Source organism: Priestia sp. AB (assembly GCF_028369225.1).
Classification (GTDB): Bacteria; Bacillota; Bacilli; order Bacillales; family Bacillaceae_H; genus Priestia; species Priestia megaterium.
In genome coordinates, this window is record NZ_JAQMYN010000002.1 from 432,317 (window position 1) to 458,510 (window position 26,194).

At 37.9% G+C, this 26,194-nt stretch carries 25 protein-coding genes and 2 riboswitches; of the genes, 11 read left to right on the forward strand and 14 right to left on the reverse strand.

Annotated elements, in window-relative coordinates; all coding sequences use genetic code 11:
- Window positions 1-38: 38 nt before the first annotated feature.
- Together POF52_RS08445 and POF52_RS08450 are read right to left on the reverse strand one after the other, a co-directional pair.
- Window positions 39-2,162 carry an RNA degradosome polyphosphate kinase gene (locus POF52_RS08445; RefSeq protein WP_176583883.1) on the reverse strand — a complete coding sequence of 708 codons (2,124 nt, stop codon included), beginning with the start codon at window positions 2,160-2,162 and terminating at the stop codon, window positions 39-41.
- Window positions 2,163-2,235: 73 nt separating this feature from the next.
- Entirely contained in the window at window positions 2,236-3,762 is a 1,527-nt protein-coding gene (locus tag POF52_RS08450) for a Ppx/GppA family phosphatase (RefSeq protein WP_271991854.1), read from the reverse strand.
- A 109-nt stretch (window positions 3,763-3,871) separates the two neighbouring features.
- Here POF52_RS08450 and POF52_RS08455 point away from each other — a divergent pair, with 109 nt between their 5' ends.
- Together POF52_RS08455 and POF52_RS08460 are read left to right on the forward strand one after the other, a co-directional pair.
- Window positions 3,872-4,384: a L,D-transpeptidase family protein gene (locus tag POF52_RS08455; protein ID WP_016763420.1), complete on the forward strand. Its 513-nt coding sequence runs from the start codon at window positions 3,872-3,874 to the stop codon at window positions 4,382-4,384.
- Between the two features lie 255 nt (window positions 4,385-4,639).
- Complete coding sequence (locus POF52_RS08460) at window positions 4,640-5,107, forward strand: YkyB family protein (RefSeq protein WP_013056025.1); 468 nt, start codon at window positions 4,640-4,642, stop codon at window positions 5,105-5,107.
- Window positions 5,108-5,155: 48 nt separating this feature from the next.
- Here POF52_RS08460 and POF52_RS08465 read toward each other — a convergent pair whose 3' ends face one another.
- Window positions 5,156-6,061 carry a chemotaxis protein gene (locus POF52_RS08465; RefSeq protein WP_271991862.1) on the reverse strand — a complete coding sequence of 302 codons (906 nt, stop codon included), beginning with the start codon at window positions 6,059-6,061 and terminating at the stop codon, window positions 5,156-5,158.
- 296 nt (window positions 6,062-6,357) lie between these two features.
- On the opposite strand from POF52_RS08465, the gene POF52_RS08470 reads away from it, so the two are divergent.
- The 5 genes from POF52_RS08470 to POF52_RS08490 all read left to right on the forward strand — a co-directional run bounded on the left by POF52_RS08470 (window position 6,358) and on the right by POF52_RS08490 (window position 9,714).
- Window positions 6,358-6,957, forward strand: coding sequence for a TetR/AcrR family transcriptional regulator (locus POF52_RS08470; RefSeq protein ID WP_013082269.1), 600 nt, complete (start codon window positions 6,358-6,360; stop codon window positions 6,955-6,957).
- 113 nt (window positions 6,958-7,070) lie between these two features.
- A complete protein-coding gene (locus POF52_RS08475) occupies window positions 7,071-7,265 on the forward strand; it encodes a hypothetical protein (RefSeq protein ID WP_013056022.1) in 195 nt (64 codons plus the stop codon).
- Window positions 7,266-7,468: 203 nt separating this feature from the next.
- Window positions 7,469-7,690, forward strand: coding sequence for an IDEAL domain-containing protein (locus tag POF52_RS08480; protein ID WP_013082268.1), 222 nt, complete (start codon window positions 7,469-7,471; stop codon window positions 7,688-7,690).
- A 96-nt stretch (window positions 7,691-7,786) separates the two neighbouring features.
- Window positions 7,787-8,950, forward strand: a complete 1,164-nt coding sequence (locus tag POF52_RS08485; protein ID WP_013082267.1) for an aminotransferase A — start codon at window positions 7,787-7,789, stop codon at window positions 8,948-8,950.
- A gap of 152 nt (window positions 8,951-9,102) precedes the next feature.
- On the forward strand, window positions 9,103-9,714 hold the full coding sequence (locus POF52_RS08490) for a nitroreductase family protein (protein WP_016763416.1): 612 nt from the start codon (window positions 9,103-9,105) through the stop codon (window positions 9,712-9,714).
- A gap of 36 nt (window positions 9,715-9,750) precedes the next feature.
- Here POF52_RS08490 and POF52_RS08495 read toward each other — a convergent pair whose 3' ends face one another.
- Complete coding sequence (locus POF52_RS08495; protein WP_271991871.1) at window positions 9,751-10,536, reverse strand: SDR family oxidoreductase; 786 nt, start codon at window positions 10,534-10,536, stop codon at window positions 9,751-9,753.
- Window positions 10,537-10,680: 144 nt separating this feature from the next.
- On the opposite strand from POF52_RS08495, the gene POF52_RS08500 reads away from it, so the two are divergent.
- Window positions 10,681-11,376, forward strand: a complete 696-nt coding sequence (locus tag POF52_RS08500) for a GNAT family N-acetyltransferase (protein WP_271991873.1) — start codon at window positions 10,681-10,683, stop codon at window positions 11,374-11,376.
- A 169-nt stretch (window positions 11,377-11,545) separates the two neighbouring features.
- On the opposite strand, the gene POF52_RS08505 is transcribed toward POF52_RS08500, so the two are convergent.
- A complete protein-coding gene (locus POF52_RS08505) occupies window positions 11,546-12,322 on the reverse strand; it encodes a hypothetical protein (protein WP_013056016.1) in 777 nt (258 codons plus the stop codon).
- A gap of 241 nt (window positions 12,323-12,563) precedes the next feature.
- On the opposite strand from POF52_RS08505, the gene POF52_RS08510 reads away from it, so the two are divergent.
- The 3 genes from POF52_RS08510 to POF52_RS08520 all read left to right on the forward strand — a co-directional run bounded on the left by POF52_RS08510 (window position 12,564) and on the right by POF52_RS08520 (window position 14,974).
- Window positions 12,564-13,439 (forward strand): LysR family transcriptional regulator, encoded by an 876-nt coding sequence (locus POF52_RS08510; protein WP_013056015.1) that lies wholly within the window; start codon window positions 12,564-12,566, stop codon window positions 13,437-13,439.
- Between the two features lie 483 nt (window positions 13,440-13,922).
- Window positions 13,923-14,291, forward strand: a complete 369-nt coding sequence (locus POF52_RS08515) for a CidA/LrgA family holin-like protein (RefSeq protein WP_013082263.1) — start codon at window positions 13,923-13,925, stop codon at window positions 14,289-14,291.
- A complete protein-coding gene (locus POF52_RS08520; RefSeq protein ID WP_013056013.1) occupies window positions 14,288-14,974 on the forward strand; it encodes an LrgB family protein in 687 nt (228 codons plus the stop codon). Before POF52_RS08515 ends, POF52_RS08520 begins: the two co-directional genes overlap by 4 nt.
- A gap of 41 nt (window positions 14,975-15,015) precedes the next feature.
- Here the strand turns inward: POF52_RS08520 and ptsP are convergent, their stop codons facing one another.
- From ptsP to POF52_RS08565, 9 genes are all read right to left on the reverse strand, one after another.
- Window positions 15,016-16,737: a phosphoenolpyruvate--protein phosphotransferase gene (ptsP, locus tag POF52_RS08525; protein ID WP_013082261.1), complete on the reverse strand. Its 1,722-nt coding sequence runs from the start codon at window positions 16,735-16,737 to the stop codon at window positions 15,016-15,018.
- Window positions 16,737-17,003: a phosphocarrier protein HPr gene (locus tag POF52_RS08530; protein WP_013056011.1), complete on the reverse strand. Its 267-nt coding sequence runs from the start codon at window positions 17,001-17,003 to the stop codon at window positions 16,737-16,739. The genes ptsP and POF52_RS08530 overlap by 1 nt, the downstream gene beginning before the upstream one ends.
- Window positions 17,004-17,021: 18 nt before the next feature.
- Complete coding sequence (gene ptsG / locus POF52_RS08535; protein WP_013056010.1) at window positions 17,022-19,076, reverse strand: glucose-specific PTS transporter subunit IIBC; 2,055 nt, start codon at window positions 19,074-19,076, stop codon at window positions 17,022-17,024.
- Window positions 19,077-19,347: 271 nt separating this feature from the next.
- Complete coding sequence (glcT, locus tag POF52_RS08540) at window positions 19,348-20,196, reverse strand: glucose PTS transporter transcription antiterminator GlcT (RefSeq protein WP_013056009.1); 849 nt, start codon at window positions 20,194-20,196, stop codon at window positions 19,348-19,350.
- A gap of 131 nt (window positions 20,197-20,327) precedes the next feature.
- Window positions 20,328-21,200 carry a hypothetical protein gene (locus tag POF52_RS08545; RefSeq protein ID WP_271991881.1) on the reverse strand — a complete coding sequence of 291 codons (873 nt, stop codon included), beginning with the start codon at window positions 21,198-21,200 and terminating at the stop codon, window positions 20,328-20,330.
- Between the two features lie 442 nt (window positions 21,201-21,642).
- Window positions 21,643-22,113, reverse strand: coding sequence for a 6,7-dimethyl-8-ribityllumazine synthase (ribH, locus tag POF52_RS08550; protein WP_013056007.1), 471 nt, complete (start codon window positions 22,111-22,113; stop codon window positions 21,643-21,645).
- 91 nt (window positions 22,114-22,204) lie between these two features.
- Window positions 22,205-23,398, reverse strand: coding sequence for a bifunctional 3,4-dihydroxy-2-butanone-4-phosphate synthase/GTP cyclohydrolase II (locus POF52_RS08555; RefSeq protein WP_013082259.1), 1,194 nt, complete (start codon window positions 23,396-23,398; stop codon window positions 22,205-22,207).
- A 16-nt stretch (window positions 23,399-23,414) separates the two neighbouring features.
- Window positions 23,415-24,074: a riboflavin synthase gene (ribE, locus tag POF52_RS08560; protein ID WP_013056005.1), complete on the reverse strand. Its 660-nt coding sequence runs from the start codon at window positions 24,072-24,074 to the stop codon at window positions 23,415-23,417.
- 278 nt (window positions 24,075-24,352) lie between these two features.
- A riboswitch (FMN riboswitch) is annotated at window positions 24,353-24,503 on the reverse strand.
- 107 nt (window positions 24,504-24,610) lie between these two features.
- Entirely contained in the window at window positions 24,611-25,645 is a 1,035-nt protein-coding gene (locus tag POF52_RS08565; protein ID WP_230586580.1) for a YkvI family membrane protein, read from the reverse strand.
- A 339-nt stretch (window positions 25,646-25,984) separates the two neighbouring features.
- A riboswitch (SAM riboswitch) is annotated at window positions 25,985-26,091 on the forward strand.
- Window positions 26,092-26,194 lie beyond the last annotated feature (103 nt).

Consider the following 26,194-nt stretch of genomic DNA (forward strand, 5'->3'; position numbering starts at 1 on the left):
AACATGACTAAAAAGCCGAGCACTCGGCTTTTTTTATGTTATTCTTGATCGTCGCAAAGAGCATATTGACAAAAAATCTCTTGACTATTAATAGAGAGCTCATGGTCTTTTTTTATGACGTAATGATAATTCCCTTCTTGGTCTTGTTCTCGTGCTTTTACATTATCAGCAAGCATAACTTCAAGCCACTTCCACACTTTTTTTTTCAAATGTGTATCCAAGATAGGAAATAAAATTTCTACTCGTTTCACCATATTTCTTGTCATCATATCTGCAGATGAAAAGAAAAACTTTTCCTGTTTATTATGATGAAAATAATAGATTCGGCTATGCTCTAAAAATCGTCCGACAATGCTTCTTACTCTTATATTCTCGCTAACGCCTTGAATTTGAGGGCGCAAGCAGCACGCTCCTCTAACAATGAGTTCGATTGTCACACCAGCTATAGAAGCTTCATATAGCTTCATAATTAAAATTTTATCCGTCAATGAGTTCATTTTCCCAATGATTCTTCCATTGCCATACCGTCTATGATAATGGATTTCCTGATCAATGAGATGCAAAAAATCATTTCTTATATCAAATGGTGCAACGGATAAATGATGATACACTGGTTTTTGCGTATAGCCACTTAAGTAATTAAAAAAATTGGCCGCATCTATCCCGATGTTTCGGTTGACAGTAAAAAGACTTATATCCGTATAGATCTTTGCTGTGGCATCGTTGTAATTCCCAGTCCCAAGATGAACAAACCGTTTAATATGCTCTCCTTCTCTTCTCACCACGAGCGTAATTTTACCATGCGTTTTTAAATGCGTCATTCCATATATCACGTGGCACCCTGCCCGCTCTAGCTCTTTAGCCCATTGCACATTATTCTCTTCATCAAACCTCGCTTTTAGTTCAACTAGTACCGTCACTTGTTTACCTTTTGCAGCCGCTCGTTTTAATGCTTTAATAACGGGAGAATCTCCGCTTACCCTGTATAACGTTTGCTTAATAGCAAGCACATGTTCATCGTCTGCTGCACCGTTAACAAAATCTAGTACCGGCTTAAACGATTCATAAGGATGGTGAAGCAAAATATCTCTTTGAATCATTTGATCGAAAATATTTTGATCCGGGTGTAACTCTGTTGTAAGCTTAGGAATAAAGGCGATTTCAGCCAACTCTTCATGCGTAGATTTAAGTAATCTATAAAACGAAAATAAACTGGTTAAATCCAGCTGTCCTTCGATCTCATACACATCTTCATCGTCAATTTCAAGTACTGACTTTAAATACGCTAGTACACCCTGATCATATGGACTCTTAATCTCAAGACGAACAGCCGCTCCCCATTTTCGCTTCTGTAATTCTTCTTCAATTTCTTTTAGTAAATCTTGAGCGTCTTCTTCGTGAATAGTCATATCTGCGTTGCGGGTAATTCGAAATTGAGAAACGGAAGAAACGCGATATCCCTTAAACAACTTCTTAATAAAATAGGCAATCACATCCTCTAGCAATACAAATAGACGGGTAGAATCTGATGTGGCTATTTCAATGTAGCGCGTTAGCATCGAAGGTACTTGAACGATAGCTAGCCTTCCTTTTATTTCAGCAATTTGCTGCTCATCATTTAAATTTTCTGAAAGGACGACTGCTAAGTTCAAGCTTTTATTCATCAACATAGGAAACGGCCGGTAGGTATCAATAGCCATAGGAGTTAATACGGGAAAGATTTGCTCGTCAAAATACTGTTCAAGCTTATCTAGATTTGATTTCTCCAGCTTTTCAACCGCAATAATTTCCACGCCGTATTTCTGTAATTCGGGAAGAAGTGTATGAATATACGTATCATACTGCTGCTTGACTAGATCGTGGTTTTGTTTGGAGATAGAAAATAGCTGCTGTTTAGGAGTTAAGCCTGCTTTGTTTTCAGGTTTGCTAAATCCAGCTTTCACTTGGTCTTTTAATCCGGCTACCCGAATCATAAAAAACTCATCCAAATTCGAACTGAAAATTCCTAGAAATTTAAACCGCTCAAGCAAAGGGTTTTTCGTATCTACTGCTTCTTCCAGCACCCGCTTGTTAAAAGCCAGCCAGCTCAATTCACGATTATTGTAATAAGCTGAATCAGCCACTTGTATGGTTTGCTTATAAGTGCGATTACTTTCTAACATTAGCCTCACCTTCCAGGATAATGGATTTAATCTAGTTAGCTATACTGAATATTCTAACCGATTCAGCGTTATTCTAAAGCTTAGCAAATTCAAGAACAATATTTTTTTTCACTACTTTTTCTAGATGCTTTTTCTGTTTTTCAGCCTGATATTGTTCAGGATGAAAGGTTTTTGTACATAATAGTTTAATCGTAACTGTGTTTTCATCGCTTTTCATGTCAATATGTTGAATAACATTTCGCTTTGTTGCATGTAAACCGTCAGCTATTTTTAAAACCGCACCGAGCAGCTGGACTTTTTTTTGTTCTTCTTTTGTTAACCACTTTTTAAAAGGAGCAACATATTGCCTAAAAGAAGACTTCCCTTTATATGAAGAAACAAGTGCCAGCTTTAAACGTTCTCTATGTGAAATTCCATCGATTGTACGATTAGCAAGCACATAAAACGTATGCTGGCTGCTTGATTCCGCATCAATATACTCTCCTATATCATACACTTGCGCAGCTTTTATAAGAAGCGCTAAGTCATCCTCTTTTAAATCAACCGGTCCCTGCTCCTTAAGATGCTGAAACATCATAATAGCTGTGCGGGTAAGCTGTTTGACATAATCTTTATTTACTTCAAACTCTTCCATTATTTCTTGAAAACTTTGCTGTATGACATCGGGGTACATTGGCTGGATATTAGCATCAGACGCTTCCTTAAATAACACCCCTTCTCTTAAGCCTTTGCGGCTTAAGACGAAGCGAGTCGCGTTGACTGTTTCATATAATGATTGAAATACTTCAATCGCTGGCAAAATTGTATCCGCACGATCTTTTGACAAGCGGTCTAGCTTTTGAAGATTGTGATAAGACAATGAGCCTATAGCAGATTTCACATGCAATATATCAGCTAAATTCATTTCATATTGATGCAGCCCGGCGAGAGGATAGTGGATAAAACCTTGATGCACTTGCACCATACTTCTTGCACTTCCTCCAATTGCTACAATCGGAACTTGGCGATTTAAAAGCCACGGGACAGTATGGAAATACCGGATCACGAAATCGCGGATTTTTACTTTTTCTTCTGCAGTGGGAATATTGCCTTTGACGAACTGCAGACGCAGAGATAAGGCACCGAACGGAAAGCTGTGGTACTGCACTAACTCTCGATTGCGAAAATACGTAACTTCCGTACTTCCCCCACCAATGTCAATTGTAATGGCTTCTTCGATCGAAGTGGAATGAATAACGGCAACAAAGCCGTAATACGCTTCTTCATATTCAGACAATAGTTGAATAGAAAAGCCCGTTTCTTTTTTTACAAGCTCTAGAACTTCTTTTGCATTAGCCGCTTGACGGATGGTAGCTGTGGCCACACAGGTAACGTGCGGCAGCTGCTGATGCTTGATAATAACTCCAAACGTTTTAAGCGTATCAAGCAAGGTATATATTCCTTTAGCCGTTAACACTCCTTCTTTACTTAAATAATTTCGAAGCCGTGCAGCTACTTTCACGTTTTCAATTTGCTTAAATCCTCTGCCTTTTTTGTATTCATAAATAACAAGGCGTATCGTATTTGAACCTATATCAATCAGTCCATGTTTATAAGTCAATGTAATTTCAACACCTTTTTCAAAATAACTTTATGCTCACAAAAGTCACTTTTACTTTTTTCAACCGTATACTGTTACAACATAGTCATATATCAAAGGAGCGAAGTTAATGAGATATATAGTAAAGCGCGGTGAAACCTGGCAAAGCGTTTCAGGTGACTACCGGACTCCGGTTGAAGATCTGTGGATGGCTAATCCTTTTGTAAGCCATAGTACGCTGAAGCCTGGGCAAGTAATCATCATTCCAAACCTCCCTGATAAAGAGCTCATTCCTTACACGATCCACGTGTTTATTGCTGAAAAGCAGCTTGAATTACGAAGAAATAATATCATACAAAAAGTCTATCCCATTGCAGCAGGAAAAATGCTGAGCGCAACCCCTACTGGAGACTTTGTTATCGTTAACCGGGAGCCAAACCCCGGGGGGCCTTTTGGCACAATGTGGCTAAGCTTGTCTAAAAAGTCATATGGCATTCACGGAACAAATGATCCAAGTTCTATTGGAAAAGCCGTATCCAAAGGATGCATTCGCATGTATAATGCCCAAGTAAATGAGCTAGCTCAAATTGTGCCAAATGGGACTGGTGTTTATATTCGACCTTCTCGACGAATGGCTCAATAGTTCGGGATTTACTAATCAATGATGGTTTAACTGTGGGAGCAGCATTTTTTAAAAAATAAAAAGTATGGCGTGCTGTTCCACTTTACTTGTATAAGGAAGCGTAACAAAACAAACCCTATACATAGGAAATTTCATTAATTACCAAAATACTTCTTCGTGTAATTATTTTCAAATGGGACAAGACACGCTATAATGAACGTATCAGCTTTCACCTTATAGATTGAACAGCTGATATGATAGAAAGGGAGTGAACGTATGTCTCAAGCAAATGGACAAGGCTCTTTGACCCCGTCTGTATCTGAGATTGCACAAGCTATTTTCACTGTAAATCGTCACGCAAAAGCTGCTCCTGATCCTAAGCAGTTATATACGTTAAAAAAAATTGCATTAGATCAACTAATTTTAGAAGGAAAAGCCAAAAAAGAAGGACTTCACTTTTCGCCAAACCCTGGTAAAAGTCAACAAAAATCAGATGTACTTGTATCAGTTGGAGACTACTTTTTCCATATGCCTCCAAAGAAAGAAGACTTCAAAGAGTTATCACACCTCGGCCATTTAAACCATCAGTATCGAAATCCCAAAACGACTATGTCATTATCTTATGCGAAGCGCTTATTATCTAAATATACGGGTCATCTCGTACAGCCGGCTAAAAGCCCTGTTTCGACTCCAAGAAAACGGCAAGCACCTGTGTTTAAACCGCTGGGTAAAAGTTATTTTTAAAAAAGTGCCTGAAGTGGAGCAATCTGCTTTCAGGCACTTTTTTTGATCCTACAAAATATAGAGATCGATCAACTCAACAAGCTCTCCAATTTCCGGCTTACTTACTTGTCCTTCCGCTCCTACCATCTTTCCCTTGTGACGTAAATCTTCTGTGATAAGAGAAGAGAAGATAATGACTGGAAGTATAGAAAGCTGAGGATTTTCTTTCACTTTTTTAGTTAAATGATGCCCATCCATTTGCGGCATTTCTATATCTGTAATAAGCAACTGGACTTGATCACTGATTTCCACACCTTCATCGATCACTGAGCTCAGATAATTCCACGCTTCCTCACCGTTCTCAAAAAATTCCGTGTTCTCATAACCTGCTTGTGCAAGAGTATCTTCAATCATTCGGCGCAGCAGCCGTGAGTCTTCAGCCACGACAATCTTTTTATTAGAGCGTTCCCTAGCCCCTAGCTTTTTGATTTTCGACTGATTAATACCCGCATCAGGGTTCACGTCAGAAATCAGCTTTTCAAAGTCTAACAGCAGAATCATTTGACCGTTTAATTTTACCACTCCAGTAATCTGCGTTTCCAAACCTTGATACAAATCTGAAGGCTTCTCAATCTCTTTCCAAGAAATACGGTGAATTTGCGTCACTGCATGGGTATGAAAGACAATTTTTTGCTGATTGAACTCTGTAACAATTAACTTATCTTTTTCCGGCGTATTTGAAGGTTCCATTTTTAACGCTTTTGCTATGTCAACAACAGGAAGTACTTCCCCTCTTAGCTCTATAATACCTTCTATGTAAGAATGCGCATTGGGAACAGGTGTAATAGATACGGGATTAATAATCTCTCTAACTTTTACTACATTAATGCCAAACCAAACATTTCCTATCTCAAATTCGACAATTTCCAGTTCGTTTGTACCACTTTCCAACAGTATTCCTTTATTTGGATTCATATACTTACTCCTCTCATCTCACCTGCTTATCTAATAGTCCATATTTCCCATTATAGTGACCGCCTCTTATATCCGTAAAGAAAAATTTTCTTATTTTGTTATCCTTTTTCCCTAAAACATATACATAAAATATTGTTTTACGAATTAACAGAATATTATATACTATATAAAAACATGAGCGTCGATCCCTTTCGTCTCATCCTCTGCTCAGTTTTTTAATTGCTCTACTTTACTTCTCTATACTAGCTTATGAACTTGAGTCAAACGACTACTCCTATTCGAACGAGGTGTAATTTATGAACAGAGGATTACAAAAAGAAGAAACAAAAAAACGCATCCAAAAAGCCGCTATCTCTTTATTCCAACAGCAGGGATATCAAAAAACGACTGTGTCTCAAATCACCCATGAAGCGGGTGTAGCAAAGGGAACATTTTTTAATTACTTCAAAACAAAAGAAGAAGTTCTTCACTACCTTGGAATTAATTTTACAAACCGTATCTCCTACAAATTAGAACAGCTCCTTCAAACAGAAGAATCAACTGCTGCCATTGTTAAACAACTGTTTTTATTACTAGCCCAATCAAACGAAGAAGCGAACCCTCACCTAATCCGTTCTTGGTTTCATATTGCTATTACCAACAGTTCCTTTCAACAATCCGAAATTCTTCAAATTGAAAAAATGCGTGCTCATTTTACAAAAGTTTTTCAAACAGGACAAGACCGAGGTGAACTTATAGTCGATATCCCTGCCGAAGAAATGGCTTCTATTGCTATACTTAATTTTTTTGGCACACTTCTTTACTGGTGTACCAACCAACCCGACTCTGCTACCCTTCAAGAAAGAATAGACAAGTCGGTTACTCTTCTATTTAGAGGGTTTCTTATTCATTCCTAAAAGCCTGTTCACAAATTTTTAACAAGAAATCGAAGATAGCTGTGGACTCTACAGCCAAAACGGTTTATACTACACAAAGTGAATGAATAATCTTAAAAGAAGGTGTTCGTAATATGAAAGGCTCCGTCATTCTTTTTAATGACGATAATGAAATGACCATTATTGAAAACGTAGAAGAAGCTGTATATCAAGATATTAAAGAACAAGAAGGCTCTGATCACTGCGTTGTAACATTGGACGATCATGAAGTTGATTTTGGCTACGTTTCCCCCGTTTATTGGCGTGAAGGCCAAATACACACTGACTAATATACAAGACCTGCATATATATGCAGGTCTTTTTATGCGCTTATTATTTTGAATCTAGAATTGAACGTGAAGCGAGGAACCTCTGATTTCCTAACACATACCTCAGCACATTCGCAGCTAAAAACAGGGTTAACAACTATATAGAAAGGGTACATTTCAAGTAATAGAAGCTGCGTTTTATTTTAAAAAAGGAGGTTTATGTTATGAGTTCTTATCGCAAAAATATGAATCACTATCCTCACTCATCTCAGTACACACCTTACCAACACTATTACGCGAAAGAAGCTGATCGTATTTTAACGACTATGAGTACAAACTTTAATAAACAGCATTTGAAATCTCTTATCGACGATGCGTTAGATAACAGAGACGAAGAACAATTTTATGAACTAACAACTGCTTATAATAAGCTATATAACGCCTAACTTAAAACCACTATTTGCAAAATGCGCAAATAGTGGTTTTTTACCTATTTTCATTGTGATAAAATGAGTTGAAAATACGCGGAAGGATTTGAAACCATGGAGCACTTAATCAATAAACGTGTCAAAGAAATTGAACTATCAGGAATACGTACATTTTATAATATGGTCTCACAATACCAAGATGTTTTATCCCTTACAATTGGACAACCTGATTTCTTAACACCACAGCATGTAAAAGAAGCGGCAAAATCTGCAATTGATGGTAACCAAACTTCTTATACCCACAATGCTGGAACAATAGAACTGCGCGAGGCAGCAGCTCAATTTGTCAAAGAAAAATATGCCTTGCACTATAACCCAGCGGATGAAGTGATTGTGACCATTGGAGCTAGTCAAGCAATTGACATTGCTCTTCGCACCATTTTAGAAGAAGATTCTGAAGTTATTTTACCTGGACCTGTTTACCCAGGATACGAACCGCTTATCCGGTTAAACGGCGCTAAACCTGTACATATTGATACAACCGCAACAGGATTTCGACTAACAGCGGATTTAATCCAACAACATCTGACATCTAAAACAAGATGCGTCATCTTGCCTTATCCGTCTAACCCTACAGGCGTGACGTTGTCACAGCAAGAATTAGAAGAAATTGCCGCTCTTTTAAGCGATAAAAATATTTTTGTACTATCTGATGAAATATACAGCGAGCTCGTTTTTGATAAAAAACATCAGTCCATTGCCTCCATTTCCTCTATGAGAGAGAAAACAATTGTTATTAACGGAGTATCAAAGTCTCATTCTATGACGGGCTGGCGAATTGGCCTTTTATTTGCTCCTTCTTATTTAGCCAAACATATTTTAAAAGTTCATCAATACAACGTGAGCTGTGCTTCTTCTGTCTCTCAAGCAGCTGCACTCGAGGCACTGACAGCAGGTAAAAACGATGCGGTGGATATGAAAAAAGAATACGAACAAAGGCTGAATTATGTGTATGACCGATTAGTAAACATGGGATTTGACGTAGAAAAGCCGACGGGTGCTTTTTATATCTTCCCTTCTATTCAGAACTTCCACAGCAATTCATTTGATTTTGCCCTGGAGTTAGTAAAAGAAGCAGGTGTTGCACTAGTACCCGGCAGCGCTTTTTCTTCCCACGGGGAAGGATATGTACGCCTGTCGTATGCGTATTCCATGAACACGCTGCGTGAAGCCTGTGATCGAATTGAAGCTTATCTTACATCTCGTCAATCACGCTAAGCCGATGGTAAGAAGTGTATGCATTTTTTTGTGAGTGACAGCACATAAGAGCGGGTATACTAGAAGCATATAAATTGACTTCAATAGTGTATCATTATAAAATGTGCATCGATTCACTAAAGAAATACATACTTTTAACGGAGGTTTTTATTATGACAAAAGATTTTTTTGATGTGGTAAATGAACGTACATCGATTCGAGAATATGACTCTTCAGCTAAATTAACCAAAGAAGAATTAACGGAACTTTTAGAAGCAACAGTGAAGTCACCATCAGCTTGGAACTTACAGCACTGGCATTTCGTTGTTATTACAGACCAAGATGCGAAAGAACGTCTACTTCCAATTGCTTACAACCAAAAACAAATTACAGAAGCAGGCGCTGTAGTAGCTGTCTTAGGTGATTTAGAAGCCAATAAAAATGTAGATGACGTGTACAATCCACTAGTCGAAGCAGGTCACATGACAGAAGACGTAAAAAATATTTTGTCAGGACAAATTAACGGCGCTTATAAAAACGGTGCTTTCGCCCGCGATGCAGCGTTTACGAATGCTTCTCTTGCATCTATGACATTCATGCTTGCAGCAAAAGCAAAAGGATTAGACACTTGCTCAATGGGCGGATTTAACGCTCAAAAATTTGTAGAAGAATTTAAAATTGAGGATCGATACATTCCAGTTATGCTTATCTCAGTTGGAAAAGCGGCTAAAGAAGCACACGCTAGCGACCGTTTACCATTGGATCAAGTTACAACTTGGATTTAACAAAAAACCCTGCGGCTGCAGGGTTTTTCTATGTAACTAAATGGATTTCACCATACCTCCGTCGATTAGAAATGACTGGCCTGTCATATATGAATTCGCTCCCGAGACAAAGAAAGCAACGGCTTTTGCAAACTCTTCAGGCTGACCGTAGCGTTTAAGAGGAATTTGGTTTCTCATCTCTTCTTCAATTTCTGAAACGTCTACTCCCATTTTTTCAGCACGAGTGGTATCTAGCTCTTTCACTCGGTCTGTTGCAATTCTTCCTGGCGCAACCGTGTTAATTAAGATACCGTCCTCTGCTAGTTCTGAAGCAAGTGTTTTGGTAAGCCCCACGATTCCTGTACGGAAGGTATTTGACAGAATAAGTCCAGCAATTGGCTCTTTAATGGAAGAAGAAGCAATATTGACAATACGTCCTCCGCTCTTTTTCATAACGGGCACTACCTCACGAATGATACGAATATAACTGAGGAGATTTAACTCAAATGCATGCTTCCAATCATCATCTGTTAACGAAAGGAAGTTCCCTGCTTTAGGACCTCCTGTATTATTAATTAAAATATCAATGGTTCCAAACGTATCTACTGTATATTGAATAACATCTTGAATGTCTTGAGTTTTCGTGACATCTGTCGTTTTATGTAACACTTGTCCGCTTCCAAGGTATGAAATCTCTTCCGCTACTTGGATTAGTTTCTCTTCTGAACGACTTGCAATCATAACGTTTGCGCCTTCTTCTGCGAGCCTGGCAGCAATCGCTTTACCAAGCCCTTGGCTCGCCGCAAATACAAGCGCTGTTTTTCCTTTTAATTCAACATCCATTTCTTTCACCTCGTCTAATAGTTCGAATCTTTTTAACTTTATCACGTTCTCGTCAAATTCTTCAATAAATATGAAATAATTTCTTTTTTCCATATGGTATACTTAATTATCTGAAAATTATTTCTTAAAGGAGGCAAAAAAGCAGTGTATAAAAAGCAATGCTTTGTCTTTCATCAAAATAAGCCTGTAACATGTACGGTACGATCCTATACATCAAATGACTTCGATGAGTTGATTCGGATTCAAGAAGAAAGCTTTCCCCCTCCTTTCCCTTCTGAATTATTATGGAGCAAAGATCAGTTAAATAACCATGTGTCCCTTTTTCCGGATGGAGCGCTATGCGTGGAGATAGACGGGACAATATGCGGATCTATCACAAGCGCGATTGTTTCAGTGGAAGGAAATGAGGCTCACACATGGGATGAAGTAACAGGAAGGGGATATATTCATACGCACGACCCTTCTGGTAATACGCTTTATGTAGTGGACGTATGCGTCACTCCTTCGCATCGATCGATGGGGCTTGGGAAGCTGCTTTTGCAGTCTTTATATGAAGTTGTGATTCATTACAAGTTAGAAAGGCTGCTTGGCGGGTGCCGCATCCCTGGATACGCATCAGTGTCTTCCTTGTACACGCCCGTTGAATACATGAACCTTGTATCAGCCGGAACTCTCTACGACCCGGTTATGACCTTTTTAATGCGCTGTGGCAGATCGCCTATTGGTCTCGCAGCAAACTATATTGAAGATGAAGATTCACACAACTACGCTGTACTAATGGAATGGAAAAATCCATTTTATACGGCTATTCAAAAAGAGGCTGGGACAAAAATAGTTTAGCCCAAGTGAAAAACGAACCATTAATCAACACGTTTGATTAGTGGTTCGTTTTTTTGTGATGGTGAATATAGTTTTATCTGTTTCGTTCCTTCTAGCAGTCCAGCTCATCTATCTCATGTGTTCGTCTTTAGGTTGAATTCATTTAGTTATGTCTCAATCTCTTTTTAGATTATTGAACTTCTTCAATGCTCCACTCTAGCTCTTTATGAGTGAGAACAAGATGCGCCTGCAATTTACTCATCTCTTTGTGCTCAAACCGATCATTGTACATTTCATTCATGTCGTCAAAGTCACCGATTGTATACAAAGGAATTTTAATATCTCTACGCGATTGCACCATGTGTTCAAAATCAATAAACAAGCCGTCATTCGTTAAAGTAAGAAGTGTATTTGCTAACACGAGCGGCAATATTGGATATTCTAACTTCTTCCTTCTAAATACAAATCTTTTTTGCTTAATTTCTGACATTTTCAACGGAATGATTCGGCTTAAAATATGCTTCATATCATATACGTCTCGAAAATAGATTTTGTTATAAAATCCATCATCATGAGCTAAATAAACAAATTGATTACCGAGTTTATTATTAAATGGCGAATTGAGCGGTTTTTTTAAATGACCTAAATACAGCAGCGCTGCAATATCTTGAGGTTCTAACAAATCTAACGAAGATACATCCTCAAAATCAATCCAACAAAAATCACCATAATTATAAACATCATCTTCTGCTAAAAGATGAATTTGTTCTTCTTCTACGTAGTCCATATGGGTTTGGTAATGGTAATCACTGTCTTCAAAACCATGCTTTAACAATAATATATTTGCAAGCGGCGTAGGAAGGGAATGATAAAACTCTTTAAATTCAATTCCATATGTAATAAAGCATTTTTTATTTACATGGCCATTAATATAAACGATATCTCTTATTTCATCTGCTTTACTCAACCGTTCTAACCACCTTATTGATTGATTCTGTGATCGATATGTAACCGTTCTACTGATTTATATATTATACTTCTAAAATAAACAATGTGTAAATATATATTGTTGGCAATTTCTTTTGTATTCACTGCCTCTTCTACTGATCATTTTATTTGATAGGAAAGAAAGGTATAGAGCTGATTGTGAATGTGGTAGAATGTGTATATCTTATTAATTAGCATGTATGAACACGGAGGTATACAAAATGGATGTTCGCCATTTGCATTACTTAACAGAAGTGGCTAAACATAAAAATTTCACAAGAGCTTCTGAAGCGCTGCATATTTCGCAACCTTCTCTCAGTAAAATGGTTAAATCATTAGAAGAAGAGCTCGGCACACCTTTGTTTGATCGCGCTGGCAAACAAGTTCAGCTTACCGATGCAGGAATAATTGTGTACGAGCAAGCAGAAAGCATTTTATCTTCTCTCCGAGATTTATCGGATTCCCTCTATGATTTAATGCATTTAAAAAGAGGAACCATCAAAATAGGCATTCCCCCTATTATTGGTACATTGTTTTTTCCTACTATTATTAAAGCATTTCGAGAGCAATACCCTGAGATTCATATTCAATTAGTGGAATATGGCGCTAAAAGAATGCAAAAATTTGTGGAACAAGGAGAAGTGGATGTGGGCGTAGTTTTACTTCCAGTTGATGAAAACATGTTTTTTACGACTCCTTTAGCCCGAGAAACACTGCAGCTTGTTGTTCATAAATCTCATCCGTTGGCTCAGCATTCTACGATTTCATTAAAAGAGTTAAAAGACGAAACGCTTATTTCCTTTCATGAAGACTTCACCATGCATGAAATGGTCTATAACGAATGTTTAAAAAATGGATTTACACCTAATATTGCTTTTAAAAGCTCTCAGTGGGACTTCATTGGAGAGCTGGTAGCTGCTAATCTCGGCATTGCTCTTTTCCCTTATTCATTATGTGAAAAGCTTGATTTGGAGCATGTGAAAGTAATTAATCTCGAGAATGCTATTCCGTGGGAAATTGCTTTAATCGTAAAAAAAGATCGCTATATCTCTTATGCTACACAGGCTTTTATTGATTATATTAAAAGTACAGTTTAACAAAGCTGAGACAAAAGTAGTTTAATTAAAAATCCGAACGAGTTTGATTCTTGATAGAAAATCCAACTCGTTCGGATTTTTTTCATGGCGTTGTAATAAGTCATTCATACTAAATCATTTATCCCATTGGTTCGTCTTTAAATTGAATTGATTTAGGCATGTCTCCATCTCTTTTATTAAATAATTAGACCTTGTATTTCACAAACTCTTTTTTGAAAAGGTTACCAACGCATTTGTAAAGAGATTTCTTTCAACTATAACTAAAAAGAATAGTTATCATAGTTATTATATATTTCATATTATAGTCGAGTTTTTGTAAGATAAGTGTGTAGCATTCATTTACTGAAGTTGTATCCCCATTTGCAAAATCCAAATAGTTTCTCTTTTCCCATGATGGAGTCGTCTTTTCAGCATAGACGACTCCATTATTGTCTCAACAAACTAGGAATGAATGAATAAAAACATAAATAAAGGAGGCTAATCATGAAACTGATTATGGTGATTTTACAGATTTTATTACTAACGGCTCTGTTTTTAATAGGAGAAAGTATTTCACAATGGTTTGACCTCCCAGTGCCAGGTAGTATCATCGGATTTTTCTTACTGTTTTTCTTACTGTACTTTAAAGTAATTAAATTAAGCTGGGTTGAACAAGGTGGAACACTGTTAGTGGGAGAACTATTACTATTTTTCATACCAGCCGTCGTTGGACTCATCAATTATGGAGATGTATTGATGCATTTTGGAATCCAGATTGTGATTATTATCACAATCAGTACGATTATTGTGATGTCTATAACGGGAATCATTGCAGAACATATTTCAAGAAGAAAGGAAGGTTCGCTAAAATGACATTACTCACATGGATTGCTCTTCCGCTTACACTGCTCGTTTATGTCGGTACAAAAGTGCTCTATAAAAAATATAAGTCTATGCTAGTTTCCCCTATTTTACTAGCCCCCATTCTTTTAATTGGCATCTTATTAGTGACGAATGGCTCTTATGATCATTATAAGCAAGGTGCCAGTGCTATTAGCTTTATGCTTGGACCAGCAACCGTTGCTTTTGCTGTTCCTATGTTTAAGTATTTTGATTTACTCAAAAAACACCGTGTTGAAATCAGCTTAAGCGTAGGGCTCGGCACGTTTGCTGCCATGATATCTTCCATGCTGTTAGCATTAGTGTTTCATTTACAATCAACGCTGGTTCATAGCTTGATTCCAAGATCGGTTACGATTCCTATTGCTGTTAATGTATCTCAGACGCTAGGAGGAGATCCGAATATTACCATTATGTTTGTGATTATAACCGGTGTAGTAGGATGTATGGTCGCTCCAAAACTGATTAAGCTCCTCGCACTGCACTCTTCTCTAGCAAGAGGTCTTCTTTTAGGAGTAGCTTCTCATGGGACAGGTACAGCAAGAGCTTTTGAATTTGGAAAAATTGAAGGTACTTTTTCTAGCCTTGGCATGATCGTAGCAGCACTTCTTACAATGCTGTTTGCGAATATGCTTCTGCCTACTATTTTCGCTTAAAAGATAAAAAAGGTGTGATCATATATGATCACACCTTTTTATTATCCAATATGAAAAGTTGATTTTACGAACTCAATAACTTCTTCCGTAGAAGACATTGATAGAATTGTATCTAAATGAGGTTCGATATCAGCTTTTGATAATTGACGGATTTGAGAACGAGCTTTCAGAATAGATGTTGCACTCATTGAGAATTCATCTAAGCCTAAACCTAAAAGAATTGGAATTGCAATCTCATCTCCTGCCATCTCTCCACACATGCCTACCCACTTACCTTCTTTGTGAGCCGCTTTGATTACCATATTCACCAAGCGAAGAATCGCTGGGTTATACGGTTGATATAAATAAGACACGCGCTCATTCATGCGGTCAGCAGCAAGCGTGTATTGAATTAAATCATTTGTTCCGATAGAGAAGAAATCTACTTCTTTAGCAAATAAATCTGCGATTACCGCTGAGGAAGGAATCTCTACCATCATCCCTACTTCGATGTCTTCCGAAACTTGTACGCCTTCTTGTTGAAGTTTAGCTTTTTCTTCTAAAAGAATAGCTTTTGCTTGACGGAACTCATCCACAGTAGCAATCATAGGAAACATAATTTTCAGATTACCGTATACGCTTGCACGTAGAAGCGCACGAAGCTGGGTACGGAACATGTCTTGCATCTCTAGACATAAGCGAATGGCACGGAATCCTAAGAATGGGTTCATTTCTTTTGGTAAATTTAAATAAGGAAGCTCTTTGTCTCCACCAATATCAAGAGTACGAACAACCACTGGTTTGCCTTCCATACGTTCAAGAACTGTTTTATAAGAAGTAAACTGCTCTTCTTCCGTCGGAAGATCTTCGCGGCCCATATATAAGAATTCTGTACGATAAAGGCCAACGCCTTCGCCGCCGTTTTCTAATACGCCTTTTACATCTTCTGGTGTACCAATGTTAGCTGCAAGTTCAACGTGATGATCATCAGCTGAAACCGTTTTTTCATTTACAAGCTTAGCCCACTCAGCTTTTTGTTCTGCATACTCAGCGGCTTTTTTCTCGTAAGCTTTTACTGTTTCTTCGCTTGGATCAACGATAACTTCGCCATCTAAACCATCAACAATTACTAATACGCCGTTTTGAATGTCTTCCATAACTGTTTTTGTACCTACAACAGCTGGGATCTCCATGGAACGCGCCATAATTGCTGAGTGAGAAGTACGTCCGCCAATATCTGTTGTAAATCCTTTTACGAACTTACGATTTAACTGTGCTGTATCAGACGGCGTTAAATCTTCTGCGATAATGACAACTTCTTCTGAGATTAAGCTTGGATTTGAAACGTTTACACCTAAAAGATGAGCTAATACACGTTTTGTTACGTCACGAATATCAGCAGCACGTTCTTTCATATATTCATTGTCCATTGACTCAAACATATTAATAAACATTGCCGCTACTTCATCAAGTGCATGTTCAGCGTTTACATTTTCATTTGTAATTTTATCTTTAATTGGATTAATAAGTTCAGGATCGCTTAGAACTAATAAGTGAGCTTCAAAGATTTCTGCTTTGTCATCTCCAAGTTCTTTACGAGCGTGCTCTCTAATAATTTCAAGTTCTGATTTTGACTTTTCTAGCGCAGCTTCTAGACGTGCTACTTCTGCTTCAACTTCAGTTACTGATTTTTTTTCAACGGTTAATTCTGGATTTTCTAGACGAAATGCTTTAGCAATAGCAATGCCGCTAGAAGCGGCAATGCCTTGAATTTCCTTTGTCATTATTCGCCTAATCCTTCTTTGCTCATTGTATCTTCAAGAGCAGCAAGTGCATCTGCTTCGTCAGAACCTTCTGCAGAGATAGTGATTGTAGCGCCTTTTTGAATACCTAAAGACATAACGCCCATGATTGATTTTAAGTTTACAGTTTTACCGTTGAATTCTAAGTTGATATCAGAATCAAATTTGCTTGCTGCTTGTACTAAAGTTGTTGCTGGACGTGCGTGAATTCCTGAGTCTGCTGTTACTGTAAATGTTTTTTGTGCCATGTTAAATCAATCTCCTTTTTACTTTGAAATGTTAATAATATTTGCTTCTTGTTGAGAAACTTGGCCCTGCTTTAAGATATCAATTTTTTCATCAGCTTGTAAATTCGTGAAAATGATCGGCGTAATCGTCGATGGCGCATTTTCTTTTACAAAGTCTAAATCAATTTTCAATAGAGGCTGTCCTTTTTTCACTTCATCGCCTTGGGCAACTAAAGCTTCAAAACCTTCGCCTTTTAAATTAACTGTATCAATACCAACGTGAATTAAAATTTCACGTCCAGTCGTTGATTCAATACCTAAAGCATGTTTCGTCGGGAATAAGTTTACTATTTTTCCGTCCACTGGTGCAACTACTGTGCCTGTTTTCGGAATAATCGCAAAACCGTCACCCATTAATTTTTGTGAAAATACCTGATCTGGTACTTCCGATAAAGGTACCAATTCTCCCTCAATCGGTGAAACAATATCATTACCATTATCGCTTCCTACTTCAGATGTTGCAACAGGTTTTTCAATTGTTTTTGTCTCTTCTTTTGTGACAACCGGTGTTTTGCCATTCATAATGTCTTGAATTTGACCTTTTAACGTGTCAGATTTCGGACCGAAAATAGCTTGAATATTGTTACCAACTTCAAGAACACCAGCTGCTCCAAGTTTTTTCAAGCGGTTTTTATCAACATTACCTACATCATCTACTGATACACGCAAACGCGTAATACAAGCATCTAAATGTGTAATGTTTTCTTTACCGCCAAGTGCAGCTAAAACATTTGTTGGAAGCTCTGCTGCTTCTACTTTTACATCTTCTTCTCCTTCTTCTTTATCTTCACGACCCGGTGTTTTCAAGTTAAATTTACGGATTGCAAAGCGGAAACCGAAGTAGTAAATAACTGCTAGAACTAAGCCTACTGGAATAACTAGCCACCATGCTGTACGGTTTTGCATAACTCCAAATAGAACGTAATCGATAACCCCACCTGAGAATGTCATACCGATTTTAACATTTAATAATTGCATAACCATAAATGATAAACCAGCAAATACTGCGTGAATTGCAAATAGTACTGGTGCTACGAATAAGAATGAGAACTCAAGCGGCTCTGTAATACCCGTTAAGAAAGATGTTAAAGCAGCTGAACCCATGATACCAGCTACATATTTTTTGTTTTCAGGGCGAGCTTCGTGATAAATTGCAAGAGCTGCTGCTGGCAATCCGAACATCATGAACGGGAATTTACCAACTTGGAATGTTCCTGCTGTTAAAGGCACGCCATCTGCTAATTGAGCAAAGAAAATCTTTTGGTCACCGTGAATATGTTGACCTGCTTTATTAACGTAATCACCAAATTCAAACCAGAACGGAGAGTAGAATATGTGGTGAAGTCCAAATGGAATTAATGAACGTTCAATCAATCCAAATACAAAAGCTGATAAAGTTGGGTTTGCATCAATCATGTTAGTAGAGAAAGCATTTAATCCGCTTTGAATTGGCGGCCAAATGAAAATCATAATAACACCTAAAACAATTGAAAATACCCCAGTAATGATTGGTACAAATCGTTTTCCCGCAAAGAACCCTAAATAAGATGGTAATTCAATATTGAAATAACGATTATACATGGATGAAGCTAAAATACCTACTATGATACCCCCGAATACACCTGTAGCTAACGTAGGAATTCCTAAGATGCTAGTGTAAGCTGGATTGGCACCCATTTTGTCAGGATCTAGTTGTCCTGTAGCAACTAAGATTGTGCTCATCGTTTTGTTCATAATTAAGTAGCCTACGATTGCAGCAATACCTGCTACACCGTCACCACCAGCTAAACCAACGGCAACACCAACGGCAAACAATAGCGATAAGTTGTCAAATACAATTTGACCCGCTTGCGACAAAACATTTGAAACCAATTGAACCCAGTCTGCACCAAGTGCCGGTACTGCATCCAACAATGTAGGGTTTTGAAGCGCTGTCCCTACTCCAAGTAAAATCCCTGCTGCCGGTAAAATCGCAACCGGTAACATAAGCGCTTTTCCGACTTTTTGTAATACTCCAAAAAGTTTTTTAAACATGGCGCTTACCTCCTTTTATATATTTAGTGTGCAACAAGCTATTTATTTGATACGTGAATCATTAACGCGCTTTCATAAAACGCTTTCTTTAACTAGAAAACTCCTTACATCTCCTGGTGTCCTGAAGCCTAAGCTTTAAATGATTGCGCTTTCTTATAACAAAAAAAGGCATGAGGAAAAAGAAACGATAAATGGATACACTCATCCAACTACACATCGCTTCATTTCTCACTCATGCCTGATCGTATCAGTAACACGTATTGAAATGATTTTATAAATCCGTTTTTGTTATAAGTCGCTGCAGATGCATCGTTAAGTAAACTGCTTCTGCTTCATACACAGGTAAATGTAACGCTTGCTGCATTACTTTTATCACTTTCCAAGACACATTGTAACACAGGGGATATTCTTCTTTCAATAGCAAAGCAATTTTTTTTGGCTCTTCTATTTTTTCTCCTGTTTTTACTCGATCAATCGCAAAATGCAAATGACGAATCAATCTCATATAGTGCACAGATTCTTTGTCTACCTGCAGATGAAGCGATTCTTCAATCACATTAATAATCGTTTGAATAAGCTGCGAGTCTTGATTCACTTCCAGCAGGTTTTTTTCAGTCAGCGCACTGTGGATATGAAGCGCAATAAAACCAATCTCTCCTACTGGAAGCTGCACGCCTATTTTGCGACTAATAATTTCTACCACTTCAGATGCGATCGTATATTCCTCTGGATATAAAGCTTTGGTTTCAAGTAAAAATGGATTTTTAAGCCCCATTCCCTGCTGAAAACGTTTTATCGCAAACGCGATATGGTCCGTCAATGAAATGTGTATATGCTCATTCAAAGGAATGTTAACACGCTTTTGAATGTGCGTTACAATATCATTCATCATTTCAATCACGTCTTCATCCACTTGCGCTAAAAGCTGCTTGTACTGTTCTTGCTCTTCTTCACTCTTTAACAAAAACATTTTCTCCACGGCTTTTGCATCGATTTCATCGCCTTTTTTCTTATTGAACCCTATTCCTTTCCCAATTAGCACAACTTCATCATAGGTAAGGTGTTTAGCAATTAATACATTATTATTAAGTACCTTTTCTACAAAAAAGGACTCTTTCACGAATCCTTCACTCCCCTGTTTCGGCTTTCTATTATTTGCTTTCCTATCTTACAAATAATAAGCATAACCGTCAATTCATTTTTCTTTGTTTCAAATATTTTTGAACTAAACTATTTGAGTTACGTATTATCTTAGTAGTTCTTCACTGGAAACGCAACGTCTTTTTTGCTCGTCCCATAACAATTTTTCATAATAAAGTTTTGAAGCATAACGCTCAGAATGAATACGCCCGCTTGTAAAAGCGTAAAAAGAACAAGTGAAGTGGTAACAGATACCAGCAACACCCCATAGTGAATCAGTAAAATATCTACTATACGCAGCCCCGCTATAATCATCCCAGCCCCAATAAAAAATTCTTTGGCTACACTCCAAACGAGGAGAATCGTAACAATACAAACGTAAATTATCGTGGCATTTACGGAATCATGAGTAGCCGACGCAAACCATCCCGTATAAAACCAATTATTATGAAAATATGCTAACAGCATAAACATAATAGTAGAAGTAATGGCGAGCATTCCGAGAAAAAATGTAGCGTAATGCACAAATGTCATATACCGTTCTGTTAGCCATACATACCAAATCTTTGAAATACTAAAGCCTATAGTCATTAAAGCGCCTGTATAAACTGTTTTCCACCAGTGATGTGTATAAATATCCCAGTGTAAAAATAATTCTTCAATCCCCATAAACATAGCTGAAATGATTAAAATATAGCGAAATTTCAATTGATAAGCAGCTACCAGCATAGCCATGATTGGAAAAGCAAACGCTTGAGAAGTTAAGGACCCGAACAAATTATCAAAATATTCATTGGTCATAAAATCAGGATCGTAATCGTAACTTTCAAACAATACAAATACAACATACTCTAGTACATAAGCCATTCCAATGATAAAAAAGAGCAAAACGACTAGCTTTTTATCTTTTTTACGTATGAATACTGTAAGCAAAACGGCTGTGCTGATAATAATCAATGCAAAAAAAGCAGTATAATGAGGCATAGACGTCTCCCTTTTACGACCTAATTATTACTTAGAGTAAGACGTTTTAGCTAAATTATACATAGCTAGCTTCTATTCAAAAAAGCTTGAGATATAACTACACCAATCCAATCTAAAGGCGAACAAACGGGATACATGAGACAGTATAGATCGCTTTCTACACTGCAGTTGATTTCTGTGCAAGACTTCGCTTTCCGCGGGCGGCCGCTGAGCCTCCTCGTCGCTTACGCTTCTGGGGGGTCACACTTCTCCCGCTTTTCCCGCAGGAGTCTTCGCCTGACCTTTTAATCTACAGGTAGAAGCCACTACATACCTGAAACCTGCGTTCACCCTACCAATAAAAAAATCCGAACGATTCATCGTTCGGATCTTCCTTCAACTAACATACTTTTGTTTCAGCCTCTTTTAACTCTTCAGCTTATAAAAACTGGAATGGTATCTATTATCCTTCAATCATTTTTGAAAGGTTAGCCATTTCGATAGCTGATGCTGCAGCTTCCCATCCTTTATTTCCTGCTTTTGTTCCTGCACGTTCAATTGCTTGCTCAATTGTTTCAGTTGTTAATACACCAAAGATAATTGGCACGCCTGTTTGTAAGCTTTGAGATGCAACGCCTTTTGCTACTTCATTACATACAAAATCAAAGTGTGGAGTAGCTCCTCGAATAACGGTTCCTAGCGTGATCACTGCATCATATTTTTTAGATTCAGCTAATTTTTTGGCGATTAATGGGATTTCATAAGCGCCCGGCACCCAAGCCACGTCTACGTCTTCATCAGCTACGCCGTGACGTTTGAGTGCATCTTCTGCTCCACTAAGTAAACGGCCTGTAATAAATTCATTAAAACGCCCTACCACGATTCCGATTTTTAATCCTGTGCCTACTAAATTTCCTTCATATAAATGATTCATCTTTTGTTCCTCCTGCTAGTATTAATATATAGTTATTTACATTTCTTTTCATGAATTAGCTTCATTTGTTATAACGAAAAAAAGTGTAAAATTATAAATGTAATAAATGACCTAATTTTTTAGCTTTTGTATCTAAGTATTTTTTATTGGCATCCACTGCCGGCATTTGAAGAGGCACTCGCTCGATCACTTCAAGGTCGTAGCCTTTTAGCCCAGTAATTTTACGAGGGTTATTCGTTAAAAGCTTCATTTGTTTGACTCCAAGGTCTTTTAAGATTTGAGCACCGATTCCATACTCTCGTAAATCTGCAGCAAACCCGAGTTTTTCATTCGCTTCTACGGTATCGTATCCTTCTTCCTGCAGCTTATATGCTCTTAGCTTATTTAGTAAGCCAATACCTCTGCCCTCTTGACGCATATACAGCAGAATGCCGCGTCCTTCTTCTTCAATTTGCGTAAGAGCTGCGTGAAGCTGAGGACCGCAGTCGCAGCGTTCAGAACCAAACACATCTCCAGTCAAACACTCAGAGTGAACGCGAACGAGAACGGGGCTATTATGATCAATATCACCTTTGATAAGAGCCACATGTTCTTTATTATCAAGTTTATTTGTATATCCTACAGCTTTAAACTCACCAAATGCCGTAGGTAAGCTCACTTCTACTTCACGGCTAATAAGCTGATCATGTTTGCGGCGGTAGGCAATCAAATCTTTTATTGTAATCATTTTTAAATCAAATTGCTCTGCAATTTTTGTTAAATCCGGTACACGTGCCATTGTTCCATCTTCATTCATAATTTCACAAATAACACCCGCAGGCTTTCCTCCTGCTAATACTGCTAAATCAACAGCAGCCTCTGTATGACCTGCACGCTGCAGAACGCCCCCGTCTTTTGCAATCAATGGGAAAATATGTCCTGGGCGTTGAAAATCACTTGCTACCGTCGCTTCATTTACAAGAGCCATAACGGTAGCAGAGCGTTCGTATGCACTGATACCTGTTGTACTTGAAATATGATCAATACTTACTGTAAATGCTGTGCCATGTACATCCGTATTGTTCGCTACCATCGGGTGAAGATTCAATTTATGCGCAATTTCTTCATTAACAGGTGTACAAATTAATCCTCTTCCATGAGTAGCCATAAAGTTAATAACCTCAGGCGTCGTTTTTTCGGCTAATGCAATAAAATCTCCTTCGTTTTCTCGATCTTCATCATCGCATACAATAACCACTTTTCCCTTTTTTAACTCTTCAATGGCTTCTTCTACTTTATGAAACATCTCTTTCACCTCACTGTTAATTTGTAAAACCATGCTGCTGCAATAAATCCTTCATGTTACCTGAACGATTCGAGGCGCCAGGAGTTGACTTATTTGTCATCATCTGATGCATATATTTAGCTAACATATCGCATTCAATATTCACCTTGTCTCCTCGCTGTTTGTCTCCAACGACTGTGTGAAGCACCGTGTGAGGAATAAGAGAAATAGTAAATGATTGGTTGCTGACATCAAAAATAGTAAGACTTGTTCCGTCTACGGAAACAGATCCTTTTAACATCATAAATTCACGAAGTTCAGGATCGACTTGAATTTCATAATAAAAGGCATTTCCTTTACGTGTTTTGCTTACAATGGTTCCAATTCCATCAACGTGTCCGCTAACGAAATGCCCTCCAAACCGGCCATTTGCAGCCATCGCCCGCTCTAAGTTAACACGTGATCCAACGGTTAGAAGCTGAAGGGTACTTGCTTTAATCGTCTCCGGCATGACATCGACCGTAAATTCATTTTGAGAGTAAGCCGTTACGGTTAAACAAACGCCGTTAACTGAAATACTGTCCCCTAAGTTCACATCTTCTAACACGGTCTTCGCATCAATCGTAAGAACAATTGCTTCTGTGGCCTTTTGAATACGTTTTATTTTTCCAATTTCTTCAATGATACCTGTGAACATTTTCTTCACCTGCTTTGGCGCTATTCCAACTTCTTATACCATTTTGAAATAGCAGCTGCTTTTTTTTCATATTTATCTTTCCCCCAACCACTGAAAATAAAAAAGCCCCTTGAACAAATGTCCAAGGGGTCGGCTGAGCTGAATCAGTTTTATCTATGCAAAATTCCGCTAATTGTATACGAAATAAACAGTTATATTTTGTGTACAAAAACAAGGGTAGCTTTAAAAAAGGCAAGCGTGCCCCTTATTAATTCAACACAAAAAAACAACTGTGCTTCCTGATCCTTCTCCCATCCAGACTTTTACTGTCGGCTCTAGACTTTAACTAGATCCACCGCTAACATACATCGTATGAAAACGGGTCACGGGCTTAAAAGCATAAGCTTTATCACCGCCGGTTGGGACTTACACCCGACCCCGAAGGATAATATATTCGACTGCTATAGTCTTATTTGTTTTACATTATAGCAAAGTAAAATCGACTTGTCACATCATTTAACTTCGTTTTTTCACATCTATTCTTTAAAATCCAGCTTTTAGCTTATTTTTTCTTTTTTAATACATAGCATCCATACAAAAGCTAGTCCAATATAGCCAAATATGGGATACAAAAATTCAAGAAGCTGGGCATATCCGAATTGCCCAATAATAAAGCAAGCCAAGATAATAAACGCAAAAGCTTGTTTGTCATTGAGGGGAAGAAATGACTGAAGCTGCTTAGCGATGCCAAATACATTTCCAATCAATGTAGTAAAAATCTCGCCCAACACAACTACCGTAAATAAAACATTCACCCACGCTGAGATATTTTTAACAACGGCACTCATCGGAATATCAAGTTGAAATGAATAAGGCAAATTGGAAAGGGCAAGATGAGTAGAAACAAGCATAAACGTAAGTACACATCCTCCTATTACGGCCCCTTTTTTAATCACGCTCCTATCTTTCACCGAGCTTCCTAATGGAACCAAAACGGCCTGAGCCAAAGCTAGATTCAGGGAAATATATAAAAAGGGACTAACCGCCCACTTCCACTGCGTGACGAGCGTTAAATCCGGCTTCGTTTGAATCAGTGAGAAATAGCTGATATTCGGCATAAAGATGATAAAAGCAAATGAAAGCATCATCGGCACAACAAGAGAATTAACCATTAAAATACCGTTAATTCCTTTTGCGATAAATATATAAGTTAAAACAATTGTAAAAATCATCCCAACAGGAGGCCACAGCCCGAACTGTTCTTTTCCTATTGCCCCCGTACTCGCTAGCATGACTGAAGTTACTCCAAATAAAATGACAATCATTACACCGTTTACCGCTTTTCCAAGCACATCACCAAATAAATATGTATTAAGCTGCTGATAAGAAGAAGCCCCAATTGCGTGCGAAAGCAGCATCATTTTTGAACCTAGCCAAATAAAAAACAAGCCGCTGACCAAAATTCCGACCATTCCAAGTTCCCCGTACTGTGTAAAAAATTGAACGATTTCCTTGCCTGTTGCAAAACCGGCTCCTACAACGGTGCCTACATACGTAGCAGCAACCTGCAGCGTGAGTTTCCACCTTTTCATGCCCATCACCCTTCTACCCTTCATAGTTCACTATATGTAGAAACGATAAAAAAAAGACGAGCCTTTTTACGTGGAAATCTACGCATCCCCCAGCGCTTGTGCCTTTTCGTTTATTTTTTTCATTTTCTTTTTGTATTTCTCACAAAAAACTCCTTAACCCCTAACATAACAGTCATTTCCAAACAAAATATACGGATATTTTCCCTTTAGCTTTTAAATTTTCCTCAATATTTGCTGGAAATTCACAATTTACTGTTGTATAATTTCTAAAAATCAGATAAATTATTAAATAAGTATTCTTTCTATTTAAAAAAATATGTTTCAATTATATACAATTGATTCTTATCATGAGAGGTGGAGGGACTGGCCCTTTGAAACCTCAGCAACCAGTCGTTAGAGACATGGTGCTAAATCCAGCAAGCAATTTATTGCTTGGAAGATAAGAAGGCGAAAAAAGTCTTCTTCTTAAGAAGACTTTTTCTATTTTATCGGCATATTGCATAAAACGAATCACTCGTAAAATAGAAGCGGAACAATTTAAGGAGGTTT